Here is a 19940-nt window from a genome sequence, read left to right on the forward strand (position 1 = left end):
CGCCAGCACCTATCGCTTGCGCGCCCGGCAGGGCGGTCTTGCGCGGATGCCGGACGGCGCGGCCGGCAATGGAACGCTCAGGGAGCGTCGCGCATCCGGTCGCGGTCGAACATTTCGTGCCGCCCGCGCCCTTCGCCCTTGGCGCGGTAGAGCGCGATGTCGGCCTTGCGCATCAGCGCCGCCTCGTCGTCGCCGGGCTGGGCGATGGCGCTGCCGACCGAGGCGTGGACGACGAGGCGGCGCCCTTCAATGTCATAGGGCGCGCTGAGCACGTCGACGAGGCGGACGCCGAGCGCCTGCGCGTCGGACGGCCGGGCGATGCCGATCTGCAGCACGGCGAATTCGTCGCCGCCGAGCCGCGCGGCGAGGTCGCCCTCGCGCAGGCAGCCGAGCAGGCGATCCGACGCTGCGCACAGCAGCCGGTCGCCGGCCGGGTGGCCATAGCGGTCGTTGACCTGCTTGAAGCGGTCGAGGTCGATCAGCATCAGGGCCGAGGGCTCGCCGGCCTCGGCGCGCTGGACCGCCTCGCTCAGGCGCAGCGAGAACAGTGTGCGGTTGGCGAGGCCGGTCAGCGGGTCGTGATGGGCGAGGTGCTGGATGCGTGCCTGCACGTTGTGGCGTTCGGTGGCGTCCTCCACCGTCACCAGATGCCCGCCGTCCGGCGTCGTGTCGAGCTCGACGACGAAGATGCAGCCATCCGACATGTGCAGGGTGAAGGAGGAGGGCAGGGTGCCGGAAAGTCCGGCGATCGCCTGGCGCAGGCGCCGGACGTCGGCGGCCGTCACCCTGCCGGCGGCGACCACCCGCCGGGCAAATCGCGGCAGGTCGAGGCCGACCAGCGCCGCCTTTCCGGGCAGCTGCAGCAGCTCGCGCAGGCGTTGGTTGATCACGGCGACGCGGCCATTCGGGTCGAACATGCACACGCCCTGGTTCAGATGCTCCATCGCGGTGGCGAAGCGCATGTGCTGCGTGCGGCGCTCGCGTTCGACGGCGGCGAGCCGCCCCTGGCCGCGGATCTGCCGGACGCCGAGCAGGACGATGCCGGCAAGGGCGAGCTCGACAAGGCCGGCGCCGGCCAGGATCACCAGCGCCTCCTGCTGCCAGCCGCCGAGGACGGCGGCTGCGGAGCGCCTGACCTGCACCTGGATCGGGTAGGTCGGAACCACATGCGTCTCGGCGAAATCATGGGCGCCGACGCCGAGATGGTCCAGCACGACATGCCGGCTCAGCGGCTCGCTCGCCGCCAGCGGATTGCCGCCGCCATCGGCCGGGCGGCCGGTCAGTGCCGGGTAGCGGGCGAGGACGTCGCCATCGGTATGCAGCAGCGAGATGACGTCGCCGGAAGTTGCCGCCACCGTGCCGTAGAGCGTCTCGAAGTAGCGCAGGCGAATCGCCCCGATCACCACGCCGAGAAACTGTCCGTCCTCGCCGTTGACGCGCTGGGCGACATGCACGGTCCAGACGAGGCCGTTCGGGTCGACCAGCGGGGCCGAGACATAGCGCGCATCCGCCGGCCCATCGCGCAGGACCGAGAAGAACTCGCGCTTGGACAGGTCGTCATCCGGCACCGGCAGGGGATGCGACTGCCCGACGACATGGCCCTGGTCGTCGATCAGCGCGAGAAGCTCGACATGGGCGAGGTTGGCGATGCGCGCGCGCAGCGACGCGTGGATGTCGTCCCGATCCTTCTGGCTGCGGAATTCGTCCTGGGTGTCGATGTCGGTGCTGTCCATCTCCTGCAGGACGCCCTTCTGGGCGGTGTCCAGCGACTGGAAGGCGCGCTCGGCCTGGTCGGCGAGCACGAGCGCCATGCGCTTGAGCTCCTGCTCGACGCGATGGATCGTGGCGTGGCGGAATTCCAGCAGGACGAAGCCGACGCCGACGGCCAGCAGGACGCCGACCGCGACGCCGAACACGACAAGCTGGCGGCCGACCTTCCGCTGCCGCAGGGCTCGCTCGGCGGGAGCCGCCGGGGCGCCGCCGGATGTCGGGCGGGGCGGTTCGGATTGGCGATTCGTAATCATTGCGTACTCATGAAGGTCTCCAGCGCGTGCCTCTGCATCGCCGCTGCAAGCCTCATTTCCCACTAGCTGTTCAGAATGGCCGCCGGCGCGCGCCGCCTCGCCGCCACGCTTCGATTATCGCATGGATTGGTTAAGCAATGACCCCGGCGATGCCCCGGGGGCCTCAGCCGCCATCCACCCGGTCGATGCGTTTCCAGTACAGGAGCGTGCCGGTGAGGCCGCCATGCGGCTTGAGGGCGAAGTCCGGAATCGCGCCGGCACGGGTGAAACCGTGCTTCTCGTAGAGCCCGGCGGCGCCGTCCTCGGCGGCGGTGTCGAGCACCAGAAGCGTGCGCCCGCGCGCCCGGGCAAGGCGTTCGGCCTCGGTCAGCAGGGCGCTGGCGAGGCCCCGGCCGCGATGGGCGGGGCGCGTCATCATCTTGGCGATCTCGGCGCGGTGCGGCTGGTTCTCCGGCAAGGCGAGCTGCAGCGTCACCGTGCTCGCGAGCTCCCCGTCGCGGAAGGCGCCGAGGACGATGCGCTCGCCCCGCGCGGCGGCGTCGAGCGCGGAGCGCCAGAAGGCCACGGCGCTCGCAGGCGCCAGCGGGTGCATGAACCCGACCGAGCCGCCGCCCGCCACCGTCTCGACCAGCAGCGAGGCGAGGGCGTCAATCGTGTCGGGTGACGCGGCCAGGGGCCGGATGACGAGGTCGCTCATGGCTCAGACGCGGGTGAGGGCGACGACATAGGTGCAGGGAGAGGCGGTCTCGTTGGCGAAGACGACCTCGCCGGGCGGGCCGAAGCCGAGGCAGTCGCCGGCCTCCAGCACATGGCGCCGGTCGCCCTCGGTCAGCGTGAGCGTGCCGGCGCGAACCTGCAGGATCTGGCGGATATGGACATAGGAGGAGGCCGGCATGTCCACCCGCGCGCCGGGCGGTATCTCCACCTCGACCAGCTCGACCGGGTGGTCGGGCCGCACGAAGGCCTGCCGGCGCAGATAGCCGGTGGCGGGATCGCGCCAGACCGGCTGGTCGGCGGCGCGCGACAGGCGCTCGCGGCCTTCCGCCCGCACCAGCAGGCCGGCGAGGGTGAGGTCGAAGGCGCCGGCGAGGCGCACCAGTGTCACCGCCGTCGGGCTCGTCTCCCTGCGTTCGATCTTGCTGATGGTGGCCTTGGCGACGCCGGAGCGGCTCGCCAGATCCGCCAGCGACCAGCCGCGCGCCTCGCGTTCCAGACGCAGGCGCCGGGCGAGGTGATCGGAGGTGTCGTCCACAATAGGATGCATTCGTCAATTATGATGGACGTTCGCGGATGCGGCAAGGCCGGACCGGCGATGGACGCTCGACCTTGCCCGCCGGCTGTGCTATCGGGCGCCTCCGATCGAGGAAGGTCACGATGATCCGGATGCCGGCCCAGCGACGACGAGAAGAGCGAGCCCGCCGCGCGGATGCGCGCGCGTGCCTGTTCGTCTCTGCCCGCCGGCGGCCGTGAGCGCGGACGCTCGGCGCGGCGACGTGTCGATGTCTGAGCGCCGAGAGCCACGATGACCGAGCTTTCCATTTCCCTGCTGCCCGAAAATCCTTCCGACGACGCCGCGATCGAGCGGCTGGTCGCGCGCACCTTCGGTCCGGGCCGTTTCGCCCGCACGGCCTACCGGCTGCGCGAGAGCAACCCGCACCGGCGGGACCTCTCCTTCACCGCCTATATCGGCACCATGCTCGTCGGCTCGGTGCGGCTGACGCCGATCGAGATCGGCGATCGGCCGGCGCTACTGCTCGGCCCGCTCACCGTGGAGCCGCCCTTCCGCTCGCACGGCATCGGCCGGCGGCTGGTGGAACGCAGCCTCGACGCGGCGCGGGCGGTGACCGATCATCCCGGCGCGGCCCGGCTGGTGCTGCTGGTCGGCGACGAGCCCTATTACGGGCGGATGGGTTTCCAGCGCGTGCCGCGCGGGCAGGTGACCCTGCCCGGCCCGGTCGATCCGGCGCGCGTGCTGGTCTGCGCGCTCGCCGATACCCCGATGGACGAGGTGCGCGGCGCGGTGCGCAAGGATTTTTCCCGTCACGCGCCGGCGGCGTGAGGCCGGCCGTCAGCTCAGCGCGTAGCGCAGCCGCACCATGCCGTTGGCGTAGCTTTCCGTAGCCTCGAGCCCGAGCCGGCGCGGCGGCGTCGCGTCCGGCGGGAACAGCGGCACGCCGCCGCCGAGCAGCACCGGGATGACGAACAGGTCGAGCCGGTCGAGCGCGTCGGCGGCGATGAACGCGGCCTGCAGCCCGCCGCCGCCGATCACCCAGACGTCGCCCGCCTGCGGTCGCAGGTGAGCGATCAGCGCCGGCACGCCCTGGTGCCACGCCTCGACGCCGTTGGGGGCATCGGCCAGCGGCGACGAGGTGACGACGATGCCCCGCTTGCCGGCATAGGGCCACGCGCCGCCGAAGGAGGCGACCGTGTCGAAGGTGGCCCGGCCGAGCACCACCGTCTCGATGCCGTCGATGAAGCCGGCATAACCGGAATCCACGTCGTCGAACGGCGTGAGCCACTCAATGCCGCCCGCGCGGTCGGCGATGTAGCCGTCGAGGCTGGCGGCGATGAAGCCACGGATGGTGCCCATGCGTGTCGCTCCGATTCGAAGGGAGCGGAAGCATGACCCAGTCCGGCGAGCCTGCCGAGGGGCGGTGCTCTAGCGCCCCTCGCGCGCCCAGGCGGCGGCGACGCCGGCGAGCAGGAGCAGCAGGCCGGACAAGCCGGCGAAGAGCGGGAACAGGCCGAGGCCGCGCACCACCGAGACGTCGCGCATGGCGAAGCCCATCCAGTCCTCGCCGGCGAAACGCTCGCCCGAGCGCACCGCGATGACGCGCGGCACGCCGCCCGCCAGATCCGCCATGCGCCAGACGCCGCCGCCGGTCGCCTCGATGACCGGGCGCAGGGTCTGCGTGGTCGAGGTAACCTCGGCGAACTCGCGCGGGTTGAGCGGACCGATATTGATCAGTGCGGTGTGGGTGCCGTCGCTCGCCCGCCACAGCCCGAGCGTGTCGGCGGCGAAGGTGGCGCGGAACAGGCCCGGCGCGGCCGGGTCCAGCGTGATCTGCCGGGTGGCGCCGGTCGGCGTGGTGATCGTCACCGGCGGGACGGTATCGCCCATGGTCTGGCGCTCGACCACGATGTCGCCGCCATGGGCGATCATGCGCAGGCGTTCCTCCTCGAGGTCCGGCTCCTTCATCAGCCAGTGCGAGAGCCGGCGCAGCAGGTCGATATGCGGGCCGCCGCCCTCGTAGCCGCGCGCCCACAGCCAGAAATGATCGGACAGCAGCAGCGCCACGCGGCCCTCGCCGACGCGGTCGAGCAGCACGGCCGGCTTGCCGTTCGGCCCGTCCATCACGCTGGTGCCGCGCGCGCCGTCGGTGTCGACGAGGCGAAAGAAGCGCGACCAGGCCGGCGGCTCGCTCTGCGAGCCGGGCAGGGCGCGGGTGACGGGGTGGCGCTGGCCGGCCTGCGTGAGGTGAACGCGGAACGGCGTCTCGGTCATGGTGCCGGTCGGCGCGGCCGGCAGGATGGCGTCGAGCGGGGTGTAATAAACCGAACCATCGGAGATGTAGTCGGTGCCGGCGGCGACGAGCAGCGCGCCGCCTTCCTCCACATAGCGCACGATGTTGTCGAAATAGATCATCGGCAGCACGCCCTGCTGGGCGTAGCGGTCGAAGATGATCAGGTCGAAATCCTTGATCTTCTGCTGGAACAGCTCGCGCGTCGGGAAGGCGATGAGCGACAGCTCGTTGATCGGCGTGCCGTCCTGCTTCTCCGGCGGGCGCAGGATGGTGAAGTGGACGAGATCCACATTGGCGTCCGACTTCAGCAGGTTGCGCCAGGTGCGCTCGCCGACATGCGGCTCGCCGGAGACCAGCAGCACGCGCAGCTTGTCGCGCACGCCATCGATGGAGACCGCCGTGCGGTTGTTGACCGGGGTCAGCTCGCCGTCGAGCCCGGCGGCCTCGATCTCGACGATGTTGGCGCCGGCATGGGTGATCTCGACCTCGACACTCGCCGGCTGGCCGGCGGTGACGATGGGGCGCGCCACCACCTCGCCGTCGCGCCGCACGGTGACGGAGACGCGCGCGCCGGCCGGGGCGCCTTCGTCCTCGACGCGGTAGCCGATGGTCTGCTTCTGGCCGACGATGCCGAAGCGTGGCGTCGCGGTGAGCGCCACGCGCCGGTCGCGCTCGCCCTCATGGCCGGAGACGATGGCGTGCACCGGCGCGCGGAAGCCGAGCGCGGCGATCGTCGCGGGGATGTCGTGCACGCGTCCGTCGGTAATGAAGACGGCGCCGGCCACGCGCTCGGGCGGCACGTCGGCGAGGCCGGCGGAAAGCGCGGTGAACAGGCGGGTGCCGTCGACCTCGCCGGCGCCGCCGCCCGCGTCGATGAAGCGGATCTCGGCGCCCTGCTCCTTCAGCCGGGCGAGGCGGGTGTCCAGCTCCGCCCGGGCGGCCTGCGTCATCTGCGTGCGGTCGCCGAACTGCTGGCTGGCGCTCTGGTCGACGACGACGGCGACCACGGTGGAGAGCGGCTCGCGCTCCTCCCGCGTGAGCGAGGGATTGGCGAGCGCCAGCACGGCGAGCGCGATGGCCAGCGCCCGCAGCAGCGAGCCGCGGGTGCGCGAGACGATGACGAGCAGCGCCACCGCCGCCGCCAGCACGGCGGCAGCGATCAGCCAGGGCAGCGGGATGAGCGGATCGAAGGCGAGGCCGAGATTCATGCGGGCGGTCCGTTGTTCTCGGGCGACGTCATCCTGAGGTGCCCGGCAAAGCCGGGCCTCGAAGGATGGCCACTCTCAGCGGCGCGGGGCGTGAGCATCCTTCGAGGCTCGCTGCGCTCGCGCCTCAGGATGACGGCGCTATGGAAAACGCAAGCCCGCCTCACTGTCCGAGCCTCTCGAGCAGCGCCGGGACGTGGACCTGGTCGGCCTTGTAGTTGCCGGTGAGGACATACATCACGAGGTTCGCCCCGGCCCGGTAGGCCAGTTCGCGCTGGCGCTGGCCGCCGTCGGAGACGGGCAGCATGGGTTGGCCGTAATCGTCGACCGCCCAGGCGCCGGCCAGGTCGTTGGAGGTGATGATGACCGGCGAGACGCCGTCGCCGGCACGCGCGGGCCGCTCCTCGCCGTCTTCCGGGCCGGGCAGCGCCTCCACCCAGGTGGTGCCGCCGGTGAAGCGGCCGGGGAAATCGCGCAGCAGATAGAACGCCTTGGTGAGGACGTGGTCGCGCGGCACGGGCTCCAGCTCGGGCACGTCGAGGCCGGCGAGCAGGGCGCGCAGCGTGTCGTTGGCCGGCGAGCCGGCGCCGTTCGAGCCGGGCAGGGTGGTCTCGGCGTCGCGCGTGTCGAAGACGATGGTGCCGCCCTGCTTCATGAAGGCGTCGATGCGCGCCAGCGTTTCCGGGCTGGGCGGCGCCGCGCCCGGGACGATGGGCCAGTAGAGCAGCGGGAAGAAGGACAGCTCGTCGCGCGCAATGTCGACGCCCATCGGCTCGCCGGCCTCCAGCGCGGTGCGCTCGCCGAGGAAGTTCGTCAGGCTCTTCAGCCCGGCGCGGCTGATGGCGTCGGTCTCGGCATCGCCGGTGACGACATAGGCGAGGCGGGTGGCGCTGGTCGCCTGGAGGGCGAAGTCGGTCTCGGCCTGCGTCAGCGGCGTATCGGCGGCAGCGGGCGGCGCAGTGGCCGCCGGCGGCACTTGCGCCGGAGGGGCGCTCTGCGCGCCGGCGCGCCCGGCCGGCAGCGCGGCGGCGAGGCCGAGGGCGAGCAGCAGGGTCGCGGCGCCGGCCGCGCGGCGGGCGGTGAGGCGGGCGAAGCCGCCGGCGAGCAGGAACACGATCATGGCGTCGACGAGCAGGAGCGCGAGCAGCGCGACCAGCAGCGGCGCGCGCAGGTCGCGCGGGGCGGCGTCGCGATAGGGTTCGATCCGGCCGAGGCCGGACAGGTCGAGCGCGACGAGCCGGTCGCGCGGCAGCAGCGCGTTGACCGCCACCAGCCCTTCCGGCGGACCGTAGAAGCCCGGCGGATGATCGGCGCTGGCACGGCCGGCATAGCCGACGGGAATCGCCTTGGCGGTGGGCGTGGTCGGGCGGAAGGCGCCGAAGCCGTCGAGCAGGCGGCTCGGGGCGACGGTCTCGCCGGTCGTCGCCGGCGCGACCGAGCCGTCGGCGGCGACTTCCGCCGCGCTGGCGCCGCCGAGCGCCACCACGCGGCGCAGCATGTCGACGAAGGCGCCGGAGATCGGCAGGTTCGACCATGAGGTGTCGGCGGTGACGTGGAACAGCACCAGCGTGCCGGCGCCGCGCCGCTCGCCGGTGACGAGCGGCGTGCCGTCGGACAGCGTCGCCCAGGTGCGCGAGGCGAGCAGCCCGTCCGGCTCGGCCAGCACCTGCCGCTGGACGGTGACGTCGTCCGGCACCGCCACGTCGCGGAACGGGCCCTCGGCGGAGAAGCTGCCGAGCGACTGCGGCTGCTCCCAGGACAGCGAGCCGCCGAGCACGCGCCCGCCGCGCCGCAGGGTGACGGGCACGAGGTCGTCGGAGGCGTTGGCGAGGCGGGGGCCGGCGAAGCGGATCAGCACGCCGCCGCCCTCGATCCAGCGGGTGAGGCGGGCGCGCGTCTCCGGCTGCAGCGTGCCGACATCGGAGAGGATGATGACGGGCAGCTTGCCGTCGATGAAGCGGTCCACCGCCTCGGAGGTCGAGGCGCCGTCGGCGGTGCGGATGTCGGCGAAGGGCGCGAGCGCGCGGGTGAGGTAATAGGAGGGCGCGAGCAGCGGCTGACGCTGGTCGGCCGCGGCGCCGGAGACCACGCCGACGGTGCGCCGGCGCCAGCGCTTGTCGAGCAGCTGGACGGCGCCGGCGGACGCCTCGCCGGCGACTTCCAGGCGGGCGACCTCGTTGCGGATCTCCACCGGCAGGTCGAAACGCGCCTCGGTCTCCTTGGCGCCCGGTTCGAAGCCGAAGGGCGCGTCGCCGAGCGGCAGGCCGCGCATGTCGAGGGCGCGCACCGTGCCGGCGCGCGGCAGCGTGTCGCGATCGGCGCGCACCACCTTGACGGTAAGCGCGTCCACCGCATTGTCGGCGCCGGCGAGTGCCAGCGGCTCCTCCACGCCGTCCGCCAGCGTGGTGAGCGGATGGTCGCCGATGGCGGCGGCGATATCGGCCATGGCGCCCTGCGTCTCGTTGAGCGCGACGCCGTCGGAGAGATAGATCACCGTCGCGCCGGGCGCGGCGGCAAGCGCCTTGCGCAGGCTGGCGACGGCGAGGGCGCGGTCGGGCACATGCGGCACGGGGTCGAGCGTGCGCAGGCGCTCGCGCGCCTCGTTGGGCGCCATCACGCGCGGCTCGAGCGGCGGTTCGCCGGTCGGGATGAGGATGATGCCGCGCCCCTCGAGGTCGGCGTCCGCCACCACCCCCTCGGCGCTGGCGCGCCGGGCGCTCCAGTTCGCGGCGGCCGGCCAGCCGGAATCGATGAGCAGCACCACCGGGCCGGACGAGGCCGGGCCGGCGACCGGCGGATTCCAGATCGGTCCGGCGGCGGCCAGGATGATGATCGCGGCGAGCAGCAGGCGCAGCGCGGTGAGCCACCACGGCGTGCGCGCCGGGGTCTCCTCCTTCGGCGGGATGTCGAGCAGCAGGCGCGTCGGCGCGAAGGCGACACGGCGCGGGCGCGGCGGCACCAGCCGGAGCAGGAACCACAGCAGCGGCAGGCCGGCCAGGGCCGTCAGCAGCAGCGGCGTGGCGAAGGCGAGGGGCAGGCCGAACAGACCCGTCATAGGGTGCTCCCCGCTTCGTCATGGGCGCGGGCGCCGCCTTCCAGCGGCGGCACGGCGCCGTGCCCGCCGCTCATGCGCGCATGCAGCGCCAGCAGCAGCTCGCTGGCCGGGCGGTCGGTGCGGTGGATGAGGAAGCTCCAGATGTGGCGCTCAGCCTCGTGGCGGATGGCGGCGCGATGGGCGGCGACGCGGGCGACATATTCCGCGCGCACCGTCTCGGCACGGCCGATGGTGAGGGTGGCGCCGCTTTCGGGCTCGCGGAACTCGACCCGCCCGGAGAAGGGGAAGGTCTCCTCGGCGGGATCGCAGATCTGCACCACATGGCCATGCGCGCCGGAGGAGGAGAGCCCGGCCAGGCTCGCCACCACCTCGCGCGTCGGGCTCCACAGGTCGCCCAGCAGCACGACCTCGGCCTGAGGCGAGGGCGAGAAGGCGGGCGGCAGGCTCGACGGCAGGCGCGCCGCGTGGACCAGCGACTCGGCCATCTTCTCGACGATGCGGCGCGAGGCGGAAGGACGCATGACGCCGGGAATGCCGACGCGCTCGCCGCCGCGCACCAAGAGCTCGGCGAGGGCGAAGGCCAGGATCAGGGCGCGGTCGCGCTTGGTTTCCCACACCAGCGGCGAGGCGAACACCATGGAGGTGGACAGGTCCGGCCAGATCCACACCGTGTGGGCGGCTTCCCATTCGCGCTCGCGGACATAGAGATGGTCGTCGCGGGCCGAGCGGCGCCAGTCGACGCGGGCGGAGGGCTCGCCGTCATTGAAGCGGCGGTACTGCCAGAAATTCTCGCCGGTGCCGGCGCGGCGGCGCCCGTGCAGCCCGTGATGGACGCTGGACGCGATCCTGCGCGCCTCCAGCACCAGCCGGGGCATGGCCGCCACGAGGCCGGCCGCGTCCTGCGCTGCGCTTCGCACGGCCGTGTCAGCGTCGAACTCCACCCGCTCCGGTCTCCGTCACAAACGTCACGCGGCACGCGCCGCAGGCACTGCAATCCACCAGCCAAACGGCTGAAACAAAAGGCTTCAGCCGATGCGCTTGGCCAACTTGGCGATGATGCCGGGCACGCTCTCGCCATCGGCGCGCGCGGCGAAGGTGAGCGCCATGCGGTGCTTGAGGACCGGCTCGGCCAGCGCCACCACGTCGTCGATCGACGGCGCGTAGCGTCCGTCCAGCAAGGCGCGCGCACGCACCGCCAGCATCAGCGACTGCGAGGCGCGCGGGCCGGGACCCCAGGAGATGAATCTGGAGAGATCGCCCGCCTCCGAGCCCGGACGGGCCGAGCGCACCAAAGTGAGGATGGCCTCGACCACCGATTCGCCGACCGGCAGGCGGCGCACCAGCCGCTGGGCGGCGGTAAGCTCGTCGGCCGTCATCACCGCCTTGGGCTTGGTTTCCTCGGCGCTGGTGGTGTCGAACAGGATCTTCCGCTCGGCGTCGCGGTCGGGATAGTCGACGTCGATTTCCATCAGGAAGCGGTCGAGCTGCGCCTCCGGGAGGGGATAGGTGCCCTCCTGCTCCAGCGGGTTCTGCGTCGCCAGCACATGGAAGGGCTTGGGCAGGTCGTGGCGCACGCCGGCGACCGTGACATGGCCTTCCTGCATCGACTGCAGCAGCGCCGATTGGGTGCGGGGGCTGGCGCGGTTGATCTCGTCCGCCATCAGCAACTGGGCGAAGACCGGGCCGGGGATGAAGCGGAAGGAGCGCCGGCCGCCGGCGCTCTCTTCCAGCACCTCGGCGCCGAGAATGTCGGAGGGCATGAGGTCCGGGGTGAACTGCACGCGGCGGGCATCGAGGCCGAGCACCACGCCGAGCGTCTCCACCAGCTTGGTCTTGGCGAGGCCCGGCACGCCGACCAGCAGGCCGTGGCCGCCGGAGAGGATGGTGATCAGGGTGCGCTCGACGACGGCCTCCTGGCCGAAGATGACCGCGCCGATGCCGGCGCGGGCGGCGCGCACATTGGCCGCCGTCGTCTCGGCCGAGCGGATGATCATGTCGTCGAGGGATTCGAAGTTCTCGCCGGTGGCGGACGTCATGCCGTTCTCCTGCAATTCCCGAGTCCCGTATCTGGACGAAACGCGTCCGGACGACCCATGCCAAAACGACCCCTGCCGACCATGTTGCATCGCAACAAATTACATTGCAATGCACTCACTCCCGTACCATCCGAGTATGAACAGGCGCGCCGACATGGGCTTTCGAAAGGGCAAGCTTACGCTATCCTGCAACCACGTCGACTATCGGGCGGGGGATCACGACTGCGCGATTGCACCTGTGTGACACGGATTTTGTCATGAGTTCAGAGGCTTCCGGCCGATTTGACGAATTGGTGCGAGCGGTGGGAAGCGGGCCTGGACGGGCGTTACCCCCAGTTGAGCGCTGGAATCCTCCCGATTGTGGCGAAATCGACATCGCCATCGACCGCGAGGGCGTGTGGCACCATGAGGGACGGCCGATCCGCCGGCCGGCGCTGGTGCGCCTGTTCGCCTCGGTGCTGAAGCGCGAGGGCGAGCGCCATGTGCTGGTCACGCCGGTGGAGAAGCTTGGTATCCGGGTAGAGGACGCGCCGTTCCTCGCCGTCGACATGGCGGTGGAGGAAACCGCCGCCGGCCCCGGCCTGGTGTTCCGCACCAATCTCGACGACCTCGTGCGCTGCGACGCCGAACATCCGCTGCGCGTCGACATACGGGCGGATGGCGCGCCGCGTCCCTATCTCTATGTACGTCGCGGCCTCTGGGCCCGGCTGACTCGGCCGGTCTTCCTCGACCTCGCCGAGCGGGCCGAGGAACGGGTCGTGGCGGGGCGAGCCGTGTTCGGCGTCGCCTCGGGCGGGGCGTTCTTCACGCTGGCGCCCGCCGAGACAGTGAAAGAGAGCCCATGACCGCCGTGCCTGAAACCGCTGCCCCGTTCGAGACCGCCGCGCCGGAGCGGAAGGAGCCGAATCCAGCCCCGTCGCTGTCGCTCGACGATTTCCTTGCCCGCGCCCGTACCCGCCTGCTCGCCGAACCGGACCTGACGGGCGATCCGGTGCGCGGGGACCACGAGCTGACGCCGGAGTTCCGCGCCGTCATGGACAGTCTGCCGGCGCGCGGGGCGGCGGTGCTGGTGCCGGTGATCGCCCGCGCGCGGCCGACCGTGCTGCTGACGCTGCGCGCGTCGCATCTGTCGAGCCATGCCGCGCAGATCGCCTTTCCCGGCGGCAAGATCGACCCGAGCGATGCCGGCCCGCTCGACGCGGCGCTGCGCGAGGCGGAGGAGGAGGTGGGGCTGGCGCGCCGTCTCGTCGCGCCGGTCGGCTATCTCGACGCCTATCTCTCGCGCACCGGCTTCCGCATCGTGCCGGTGGTCGGCATCGTGCAGCCGGAATTCGGCCTGACGCTGAACCCGAACGAGGTGGACGAAGCCTTCGAGGTGCCGCTCGACTTCCTGATGAGCCCGGACAACCACCAGCGCGAGAGCCGCGAATGGCTGGGGCTGATGCGGACCTTCCACGCCATGACCTATGAGAAGCGGCGCATCTGGGGCATTACCGCCGGCATCCTGCGCAGCCTTTACGAGAGGGTGTACGCCTGATGGTCCGCATCTTTGCCGAGATCGCCCTGTTCCTGCTGCCCTTCGCCGCCTTCGCGCTCTATCTGCGCTACGGGCGCAAGGTCGATTCGCTGTTCGCCGGCTGGTCGCTGCGGGCGCTGGTCGGCTGCGCCGTGGTGGCGGTGCTGCTGGTGGCGCTGAGCCTCTATTTCATCGAGGCCGCCGGGCGCGGCCCGACCACCGGCCGCTACGTGCCGCCGAGCTGGCAGGACGGCGTGATGGTGCCGGGGCACATCGAATGAACCGGCTTTTCGAGGGCCGGCACGGGCTTGCCCGCGTGCTCGATGCGCTCGACCGCGACGGCGAGGAGGCGCGCATCGTCGGCGGGGCGGTGCGCGACTGGCTGATCGGGCGCGGCGTGCGCTCGGATATCGACATCGCCACCACGGCAACGCCCGACGAGGTGATGCGCCGCGCCCATGCCGCCGGGCTGAAGCCGGTGCCGACCGGCATCGAGCACGGCACGGTGACGGTAGTCGCGGAGGGCGAGCCCTATGAGGTGACGACGCTGCGCGAGGACGTGGAGACCGACGGGCGCCGCGCCCGCGTCGTCTTCGGCCGGAGCTGGGCGCATGACGCGCAGCGGCGCGATTTCACCATGAACGCGCTCTACCTCACCCGAACCGGCGAACTGGTCGACCTCGTGGGCGGAAGGGACGATGCACTGGCCGGGCGCGTGCGCTTCATCGGCGATCCCGACACCCGCATCCGCGAGGATTATCTGCGCATATTGCGGCTGTTCCGCTTCCACGCCGCCTATGGAAACGGCGCGCTCGACGCGCACGCGCTGGCGGCGGCGATGCGCAACCGCGACGGGCTCCGCCGCCTCTCGCGCGAGCGGGTGCGGGCCGAGCTGATGAAACTCCTCATCGCCCCGCGCGCGGCCGGGACGCTGGCGCAGATGGACGCCGCCGGCCTGCTGGCGCCGGTGCTCGGCCGGGCGGGGGATGTCGCGACGTTCGCCCGCCTCGCCGCGATCGAGGCCGCGCTCGGACTGGCGCCGGACGCGGTGCGCCGGCTCGGCGCGCTCGCCGTGCGCCAGTCCGAGCGCGCCGAGGCCGAGGCCGACGCCTTGCGCGAGGGGCTGCGCCTGTCCAATGCCGAGGCCTCCCGGCTCGCCGCGCTGGCCGGCCCGGCGCCGACGCCGGGCATGTGCGAGAAGGGGCAGAAGGCGTTTCTCTACCGCATGGGGCGCGAGGCCTTCCAGGACCGCGCGCTGATCGCCTTCGCCCGCTCCGGCGCGCCGCTGGACGACGAGGGCTGGCGCGCGCTCGCCGCCATTGCCGCCGACTGGCCGCTGCCGGTTTTTCCGCTCAAGGCGGGCGATTTCCTCGCCCGCGGCATGGCCCCCGGCCCGGCGCTCGGCGCCGCCCTCAAACGCGCCGAGGAGGCGTGGATCGAGGCGGGATTCCCGATGGCGGCGGATGCGCTGGAGGGGATTATCGCGGGGGCAGGCGGCAGCGCGGGTTGAGGGCCGGGTCCCCGGGTCGAGTCCCGGAATGAGGGCGTTCTGGACGGCAACTTGCGGTTCCCTCATGCCCGGGCTTGACCCGGGCACCCAGCGGGGGTGCCATGGCAGGGGGCGCCATGGGTTCGCATTGGGTCTACATCCTGGCCAGTCGGCGCAACGGGACGCTTTATGTCGGCGTCACCCGCGACTTGCCCAAGCGCATCCACGAGCACCGGATCGGGTTGTTTGGCGGGTTCACCGACCGGTATGCGGTGAAGATCCTCGTCTTCGCCGAAGTCCATGACACGGCGGTGGCCGCGATCCAGCGCGAGAAGAACATCAAGCACTGGCCGCGCCGCTGGAAGCTCGCCCTGATCGAGCGCGACAACCCCGATTGGCGCGACCTTTACGACGATCTGGTGTGAGGGTGGAACGGCTGGGTCCCCGGGACAAGCCCGGGGATGAGGGGCGCGCGGGCAGGCTAGGGGACGGGCGGATCCGGAGCGGCGCCACCCCATTTTCCTCATGCCCGGGCTTGACCCGGGCACCCAGATGCAGCGCGACAACCCCGACTGGCGCGACCTTTACGACGATCTGGTCTGAGGGTGTAACGGCTGGCTCCCCGGGACATGCCCGGGGATGAGGGCATTGGGCCCCTCACGGCCACTTCACCACCGGCGGCATGGAGGAGAGGATGGAGTCCACATTCCCCCCCGTCTTCAGCCCGAACAGCGTGCCGCGGTCGTAGAGCAGGTTGAACTCGACATAGCGGCCGCGGCGGATGAGCTGTTCCTCGCGCTCGGCCTCGGTCCACGGGGTTTCCATATTGGCCCGCACGAGGCGCGGATAGACGTCGAGGAAGGCGAGGCCGACCGCCTTGGTGAAGTGCAGGTCGGCGTTCCAGTCGCCCGAGTCCAGCCAGTCGTAGAACAGGCCGCCAATGCCGCGCATCTCCTTGCGGTGCGGCAGATAGAAATACTCGTCGCACCACTGCTTGTAGCGGGCATAGTCGATATGCGGGCGCCCCTCGCAGGCGCCGCGCATGGCGGCGTGGAAGGCGAGCGAATCCGGGTCTTCCTGCGTGCGCCGCGCCTCCAGCACCGGGGTGAGGTCCGCCCCGCCGCCGAACCATGCCTTGGTGGTGACGACGAAGCGCGTGTTCATGTGCACGGCCGGCACATGCGGGTTGGCCATGTGGGCGATGAGCGAGATGCCGGTGGCGTGGAAGCGCGGGTCTTCCTCGGCGCCGGGAATCTGCTTGCGGAATTCCGGCGCGAACGCGCCATGCACGGTCGAGCAGTGCACGCCGACCTTCTCGAACAGCCGGCCGCGCATGATCGACATGATGCCGCCGCCGCCGGGCGCGCCGGAATGGTCGGTACGCTCCCACGGCGTGCGCTCGAACCGGCCGGGCGCGCCGGGGTAGAGCGCGGCGGGGGCCTCGTCTTCCAGCTTCTCGAAGGCGGCGCAGATGCGGTCGCGCAGTTCCTCGAACCAGGCGCGGGCAATCGCCTTGCGGGTCTCGATGTCGGCGGTGGTGGCGACGGTCATGGCGGCTCCTGATGCGGGTTCCCTCGGCGCGCAGGCCGCTTCTAGCCGCTCCGCCGGGCGGCCGGAAGTCCGGGATTCACGGGACCCGCCGGCAGGAGCAGCTTACAGGACCTGCCCGGACAGCGCGCCGATCGCCGCCGTCGCCGCCATCGCCAGCGCGCCCCAGAAGGTGACGCGGGTGGCGGCCTTCAGCATGTCGGCACCGCCGGCCTTGGCGCCGGCGACCCCGAGCACGGCGAGAAAGGCCAGCGCCGCGACCGAGACGGTGATCGGCAGCCCCGCGACCGGAGCGACGAGCACGGTGACGAGCGGCAGCGCGGCACCGGCGGCGAAGCTCGCGGCGGAGGCCAGGGCGGCTTGCACGGGACGGGCCGCGGTGATGTCGTTCATGCCGAGTTCGTCGCGCGCATGGGCGCCGAGCGCGTCCTTCGCCATCAGCTGGCGGGCGACCTGGTCGGCGAGCGCCGGTTCGAGGCCGCGCGAGATGTAGATCTGCGTCAGCTCCGCATGCTCGCCGGCCGGGTCGGCCTTGAGCTCGGCGGTCTCGCGGGCGAGGTCGGCGCGCTCGGTGTCGGATTGCGAGGAGACCGAGACATACTCGCCGGCCGCCATCGACATGGCGCCGGCCACCATGCCGGCGATACCGGCCAGCAGCACCGCGTCGCGGTCGGCATTCGCCGCGGCGACGCCGACGATCAGGCTGGCGGTCGACAGGATGCCGTCATTGGCGCCGAGCACGGCGGCGCGCAGCCAGCCGGCACGGTCGACATAATGGTTCTCGGCATGGCGCGGACGCATGGCTTTCTCCTCTGCAAGGCGGCAAGCCTCGGACATTTCCATTGCAGCCATATGATACCGGTATCCGGGAGTTCGCGCTCCAGCGGGATTCGACACACTGGTGCCGCATCGGTGGCGCAGAAGGCGCCCCATGTTCGCGCGCATCTTTGCCCTGTTCGAAAAGTTCGTCGATCCCTTCCACCCGGCGTCCGTCGCGCGGCCGCCGGAGGACCTTCTCGCGTTCTACTGGCACTTCGTGCGGCAGACCGGCTGGGTCTATGTGGCGGCGCTCGGCGCGGCGTTCCTCGTCGCCGTCATCGAGGTCTCGCTGTTCCGCTATATCGGCCAGATCGTCGACCTGGTGCAGTCGTCGTCTCCCGAGACGATCTTCACCGACCATGGCGGGCTGCTGCTGTGGATGGGGTTCGTCGTGGTGGTCGCGCGGCCCTGCGCCAACCTGCTGCACGACCTGCTGGTGCGCCAGAGCATCACCGCCAAGGTCGGCCCGATGATTCGCTGGCAGTCCTATCGCTGGGTGATCCGCCAGAGCGTCGGCTTCTTCAACAATGATTTCGCCGGCCGCATCGCCACCCGTGTGCTGCAGGCGGGCCCCGCCGTGCGCGGCTCGGTGGTCGAGGTGATCGACGCGCTCTGGTACGCCGGCATCTATGCGGTGAGCGCGGTGCTGCTCTTCGCCGAGGCCGACTGGCGCCTCGCCATTCCCATGGTGGCGTGGATCGCCTTCTATGTGCTGGCGCTGACCGTGTTCGTGCCGAAGATCCGCCATCTGTCGAAGCGCACCGCCGAGAGCAATTCGGCGCTGACCGGGCGCGTGGTGGACAGCTACACCAACATCCTCACGGTGAAGCTGTTCGCCCATTCCGACCGCGAGGACCGCTATGTCCGCTCGGCGCTGGCCCGCAACATCGACGACAACAGCCGCCAGCAGCGCCACATCTCGCGCATGGCGTTCACGGTGAGCGTTTTGAACAGCCTGATGCTCGGCGGCGTCGGCGGGCTCGGAATCTGGCTGTGGTCGGTCGGCGCGATCAATCTAGGCGCCATCGCGCTCTCCACCGGCCTCGCCATCCGCATCACCAACATGTCCGGCTGGATCATGTGGGTGGTCACCGGTGTGTTCGAGAATGTCGGCACGGTGCAGGAGGCGATCACCACCCTGTCGAAGCGGCGCGACGTGACGGACCGCCCGGGCGCGCCGGCGCTGGCCGTGACGGCGGGAGAGATCCGCTTCGAGGACGTCAGCTTCCATTACGGGCGCGGCGAGGGCGTCATCGACCATCTGAACCTCGCCATCCGTCCCGGCGAGCGGGTCGGGCTGGTCGGCCCGTCGGGCGCCGGCAAGTCGACCCTGATGAGCCTGCTGCTGCGCTTCTACGACCCGGAAGCCGGGCGCGTGCTGATCGACGGCCAGGATGTGAGCGCGGTGACGCAGGATTCGCTGCACGCGCAGATCGGCGTGGTGACGCAGGACACCTCGCTGATGCACCGTTCGGTGCGCGACAACATCGCCTATGGCCGCCCCGACGCCACCGAGGAGGCCATCCGCACGGCCGCGCAGCGCGCCCATACCGAGGGCTTCATCGAGACGCTGGCCGACCCGCAGGGCCGCACCGGCCTCGACGCCCATGTCGGCGAGCGCGGCGTGAAGCTCTCCGGCGGCCAGCGCCAGCGCATCGCCATCGCCCGCGTGCTGCTGAAGGACGCGCCGATCCTCGTGCTCGACGAGGCGACCTCGGCGCTCGATTCGGAGGTCGAGGCGGCGATCCAGACCAATCTGGACGCGCTGATGGCGGGCAAGACGGTGATCGCCATCGCCCACCGGCTCTCGACCATCGCCCGCATGGACCGGCTGGTGGTGATGGAGCATGGCCGCATCGTGGAGAGCGGCACCCATGCCGAGCTGGTGGCCAGGGGCGGGCTCTATGCCAGGCTCTGGCACCGCCAGTCCGGCGGCTTCATCGACGCCGACGAGATGGACGCGGCGGCGGAGTGAGGCTCAGCCGGCGAACCCGCTTGTCTGGCGCAGCGCCTCGCCGAGCATCATCGCGCCGGCCAGCGCCACGTTGAGCGAGCGCGTGCCTTCGACGAGGGGGATGGCGATTCGCCCGTCCGCCGCCTGATGCACCGCTTCCGGCACGCCGGCGCTCTCGCGGCCGAGCAGCAGCACGTCGTCCGGCGCGAAGGCGAAGCGCGTATAGGCGACGGCCGCGCGCGTGGTGCCCAGCACCAGCCGCCGGCCCTCGGCCCGGCGCCACGCCTCGAAGGCGGCGAAGCTGGCGTGGCGGACGATGACGGCGCGGTCGAGATAATCCATCCCCGCCCGCCGGAATCCGGCGTCGCCGACCGGGAAGCCGGCCGGCTCGATGATGTGCAGCGCCACGCCGAGGCAGGCGCTTGCGCGCGCCAGCGTGCCGGCGTTCTGCGCGATGTCCGGCTCGTAGAGGGCGAGTGCCAGCGTCATGACGGGACTCTCTCGGGATCGTTCTGGAAAAGCTTGCGGCGCCTTCCCTAGCGCGATGCCGGCGGCGAGGCGACCGCCCGGCGCTCCGCGGAGGTGGACAGCCGGGGGGCAGGACGGGTTGCCGCACTGCGTTCATCTGGACAAGGGGCGGTTCCGATGCAATTAGAGGCACTCGAAGGTAGGGTCGACCGCGTGCCACGCGGCCGCCTGCCCGTTTCGCGCGAGCGCTCGACATCGAGCCGGAACGGGTTGGGCGGGGGCAGCGGTCACGGGTTCGAGGG

The 19940-nt window shown here is 71.5% G+C and carries 18 protein-coding genes; 7 read left to right on the plus strand and 11 right to left on the minus strand.

Annotation, left to right across the window (positions count from 1 at the left end):
* Positions 1-77: 77 nt before the first annotated feature.
* From AC1PZ7_RS10095 to AC1PZ7_RS10105, 3 genes are all read right to left on the minus strand, one after another.
* On the minus strand, positions 78-2024 hold the full coding sequence (locus AC1PZ7_RS10095) for a sensor domain-containing diguanylate cyclase (RefSeq protein WP_482359333.1): 1947 nt from the start codon (positions 2022-2024) through the stop codon (positions 78-80).
* A 163-nt stretch (positions 2025-2187) separates the two neighbouring features.
* On the minus strand, positions 2188-2721 hold the full coding sequence (locus AC1PZ7_RS10100; protein WP_482359334.1) for a GNAT family N-acetyltransferase: 534 nt from the start codon (positions 2719-2721) through the stop codon (positions 2188-2190).
* A 3-nt stretch (positions 2722-2724) separates the two neighbouring features.
* Positions 2725-3288, minus strand: coding sequence for a helix-turn-helix domain-containing protein (locus AC1PZ7_RS10105; protein WP_482359335.1), 564 nt, complete (start codon positions 3286-3288; stop codon positions 2725-2727).
* Positions 3289-3546: 258 nt separating this feature from the next.
* Here AC1PZ7_RS10105 and AC1PZ7_RS10110 point away from each other — a divergent pair, with 258 nt between their 5' ends.
* Positions 3547-4083 (plus strand): GNAT family N-acetyltransferase, encoded by a 537-nt coding sequence (locus tag AC1PZ7_RS10110; protein ID WP_482359336.1) that lies wholly within the window; start codon positions 3547-3549, stop codon positions 4081-4083.
* A gap of 9 nt (positions 4084-4092) precedes the next feature.
* On the opposite strand, the gene AC1PZ7_RS10115 is transcribed toward AC1PZ7_RS10110, so the two are convergent.
* The 5 genes from AC1PZ7_RS10115 to AC1PZ7_RS10135 all read right to left on the minus strand — a co-directional run bounded on the left by AC1PZ7_RS10115 (position 4093) and on the right by AC1PZ7_RS10135 (position 11844).
* The gene (locus AC1PZ7_RS10115; RefSeq protein ID WP_482359337.1) at positions 4093-4614 is read right to left on the minus strand and encodes a dihydrofolate reductase family protein; all 522 of its coding nucleotides are present in this window, start codon (positions 4612-4614) and stop codon (positions 4093-4095) included.
* Between the two features lie 69 nt (positions 4615-4683).
* Positions 4684-6756 (minus strand): hypothetical protein, encoded by a 2073-nt coding sequence (locus AC1PZ7_RS10120; protein WP_482359338.1) that lies wholly within the window; start codon positions 6754-6756, stop codon positions 4684-4686.
* A gap of 160 nt (positions 6757-6916) precedes the next feature.
* Positions 6917-9799 carry a DUF4159 domain-containing protein gene (locus tag AC1PZ7_RS10125; RefSeq protein WP_482359611.1) on the minus strand — a complete coding sequence of 961 codons (2883 nt, stop codon included), beginning with the start codon at positions 9797-9799 and terminating at the stop codon, positions 6917-6919.
* A gap of 5 nt (positions 9800-9804) precedes the next feature.
* Entirely contained in the window at positions 9805-10749 is a 945-nt protein-coding gene (locus AC1PZ7_RS10130) for a DUF58 domain-containing protein (RefSeq protein ID WP_482359339.1), read from the minus strand.
* 84 nt (positions 10750-10833) lie between these two features.
* Positions 10834-11844 carry an AAA family ATPase gene (locus AC1PZ7_RS10135; RefSeq protein WP_482359340.1) on the minus strand — a complete coding sequence of 337 codons (1011 nt, stop codon included), beginning with the start codon at positions 11842-11844 and terminating at the stop codon, positions 10834-10836.
* A 257-nt stretch (positions 11845-12101) separates the two neighbouring features.
* Here AC1PZ7_RS10135 and AC1PZ7_RS10140 point away from each other — a divergent pair, with 257 nt between their 5' ends.
* From AC1PZ7_RS10140 to AC1PZ7_RS10160, 5 genes are all read left to right on the plus strand, one after another.
* On the plus strand, positions 12102-12689 hold the full coding sequence (locus tag AC1PZ7_RS10140; RefSeq protein WP_482359341.1) for a DUF1285 domain-containing protein: 588 nt from the start codon (positions 12102-12104) through the stop codon (positions 12687-12689).
* Positions 12686-13381, plus strand: a complete 696-nt coding sequence (locus AC1PZ7_RS10145; protein WP_482359342.1) for a CoA pyrophosphatase — start codon at positions 12686-12688, stop codon at positions 13379-13381. The genes AC1PZ7_RS10140 and AC1PZ7_RS10145 overlap by 4 nt, the downstream gene beginning before the upstream one ends.
* A complete protein-coding gene (locus AC1PZ7_RS10150) occupies positions 13381-13641 on the plus strand; it encodes a DUF6111 family protein (protein WP_482359343.1) in 261 nt (86 codons plus the stop codon). The genes AC1PZ7_RS10145 and AC1PZ7_RS10150 overlap by 1 nt, the downstream gene beginning before the upstream one ends.
* Positions 13638-14870, plus strand: a complete 1233-nt coding sequence (locus AC1PZ7_RS10155; RefSeq protein WP_482359344.1) for a CCA tRNA nucleotidyltransferase — start codon at positions 13638-13640, stop codon at positions 14868-14870. Before AC1PZ7_RS10150 ends, AC1PZ7_RS10155 begins: the two co-directional genes overlap by 4 nt.
* Before the next feature lie 116 nt (positions 14871-14986).
* The gene (locus AC1PZ7_RS10160) at positions 14987-15274 is read left to right on the plus strand and encodes a GIY-YIG nuclease family protein (RefSeq protein WP_482359612.1); all 288 of its coding nucleotides are present in this window, start codon (positions 14987-14989) and stop codon (positions 15272-15274) included.
* 232 nt (positions 15275-15506) lie between these two features.
* Here the strand turns inward: AC1PZ7_RS10160 and hemF are convergent, their stop codons facing one another.
* Both hemF and AC1PZ7_RS10170 read right to left on the minus strand, forming a co-directional pair.
* Positions 15507-16400 (minus strand): oxygen-dependent coproporphyrinogen oxidase, encoded by an 894-nt coding sequence (gene hemF / locus AC1PZ7_RS10165; protein WP_482359345.1) that lies wholly within the window; start codon positions 16398-16400, stop codon positions 15507-15509.
* Between the two features lie 102 nt (positions 16401-16502).
* A complete protein-coding gene (locus AC1PZ7_RS10170) occupies positions 16503-17198 on the minus strand; it encodes a VIT1/CCC1 transporter family protein (protein WP_482359346.1) in 696 nt (231 codons plus the stop codon).
* A 130-nt stretch (positions 17199-17328) separates the two neighbouring features.
* Between AC1PZ7_RS10170 and AC1PZ7_RS10175 the strand changes: the two genes are divergently transcribed.
* A complete protein-coding gene (locus AC1PZ7_RS10175) occupies positions 17329-19191 on the plus strand; it encodes an ABC transporter ATP-binding protein (RefSeq protein WP_482359347.1) in 1863 nt (620 codons plus the stop codon).
* Positions 19192-19194: 3 nt separating this feature from the next.
* Here the strand turns inward: AC1PZ7_RS10175 and AC1PZ7_RS10180 are convergent, their stop codons facing one another.
* Positions 19195-19659, minus strand: coding sequence for a tRNA (cytidine(34)-2'-O)-methyltransferase (locus tag AC1PZ7_RS10180; protein WP_482359348.1), 465 nt, complete (start codon positions 19657-19659; stop codon positions 19195-19197).
* Positions 19660-19940 lie beyond the last annotated feature (281 nt).

Source organism: Ancylobacter sp. TW_SC_1, from assembly GCF_056836805.1.

What these genes read in the sequence shown, in the direction of transcription:
- AC1PZ7_RS10160 (WP_482359612.1), top strand. Translation starts at nt 14,987, where the DNA reads ATGGGTTCGCATTGGGTCTACATCCTGGCCAGTCGGCGCAACGGGACG.
- hemF (WP_482359345.1), bottom strand. Translation starts at nt 16,400, where the DNA reads ATGACCGTCGCCACCACCGCCGACATCGAGACCCGCAAGGCGATTGCC.
- AC1PZ7_RS10115 (WP_482359337.1), bottom strand. Translation starts at nt 4,614, where the DNA reads ATGGGCACCATCCGTGGCTTCATCGCCGCCAGCCTCGACGGCTACATC.
- AC1PZ7_RS10175 (WP_482359347.1), top strand. Translation starts at nt 17,329, where the DNA reads ATGTTCGCGCGCATCTTTGCCCTGTTCGAAAAGTTCGTCGATCCCTTC.
- AC1PZ7_RS10110 (WP_482359336.1), top strand. Translation starts at nt 3,547, where the DNA reads ATGACCGAGCTTTCCATTTCCCTGCTGCCCGAAAATCCTTCCGACGAC.
- AC1PZ7_RS10120 (WP_482359338.1), bottom strand. Translation starts at nt 6,756, where the DNA reads ATGAATCTCGGCCTCGCCTTCGATCCGCTCATCCCGCTGCCCTGGCTG.
- AC1PZ7_RS10155 (WP_482359344.1), top strand. Translation starts at nt 13,638, where the DNA reads ATGAACCGGCTTTTCGAGGGCCGGCACGGGCTTGCCCGCGTGCTCGAT.
- AC1PZ7_RS10170 (WP_482359346.1), bottom strand. Translation starts at nt 17,198, where the DNA reads ATGCGTCCGCGCCATGCCGAGAACCATTATGTCGACCGTGCCGGCTGG.
- AC1PZ7_RS10140 (WP_482359341.1), top strand. Translation starts at nt 12,102, where the DNA reads ATGAGTTCAGAGGCTTCCGGCCGATTTGACGAATTGGTGCGAGCGGTG.
- AC1PZ7_RS10145 (WP_482359342.1), top strand. Translation starts at nt 12,686, where the DNA reads ATGACCGCCGTGCCTGAAACCGCTGCCCCGTTCGAGACCGCCGCGCCG.
- AC1PZ7_RS10095 (WP_482359333.1), bottom strand. Translation starts at nt 2,024, where the DNA reads ATGATTACGAATCGCCAATCCGAACCGCCCCGCCCGACATCCGGCGGC.
- AC1PZ7_RS10100 (WP_482359334.1), bottom strand. Translation starts at nt 2,721, where the DNA reads ATGAGCGACCTCGTCATCCGGCCCCTGGCCGCGTCACCCGACACGATT.
- AC1PZ7_RS10180 (WP_482359348.1), bottom strand. Translation starts at nt 19,659, where the DNA reads ATGACGCTGGCACTCGCCCTCTACGAGCCGGACATCGCGCAGAACGCC.
- AC1PZ7_RS10105 (WP_482359335.1), bottom strand. Translation starts at nt 3,288, where the DNA reads ATGCATCCTATTGTGGACGACACCTCCGATCACCTCGCCCGGCGCCTG.
- AC1PZ7_RS10150 (WP_482359343.1), top strand. Translation starts at nt 13,381, where the DNA reads ATGGTCCGCATCTTTGCCGAGATCGCCCTGTTCCTGCTGCCCTTCGCC.
- AC1PZ7_RS10135 (WP_482359340.1), bottom strand. Translation starts at nt 11,844, where the DNA reads ATGACGTCCGCCACCGGCGAGAACTTCGAATCCCTCGACGACATGATC.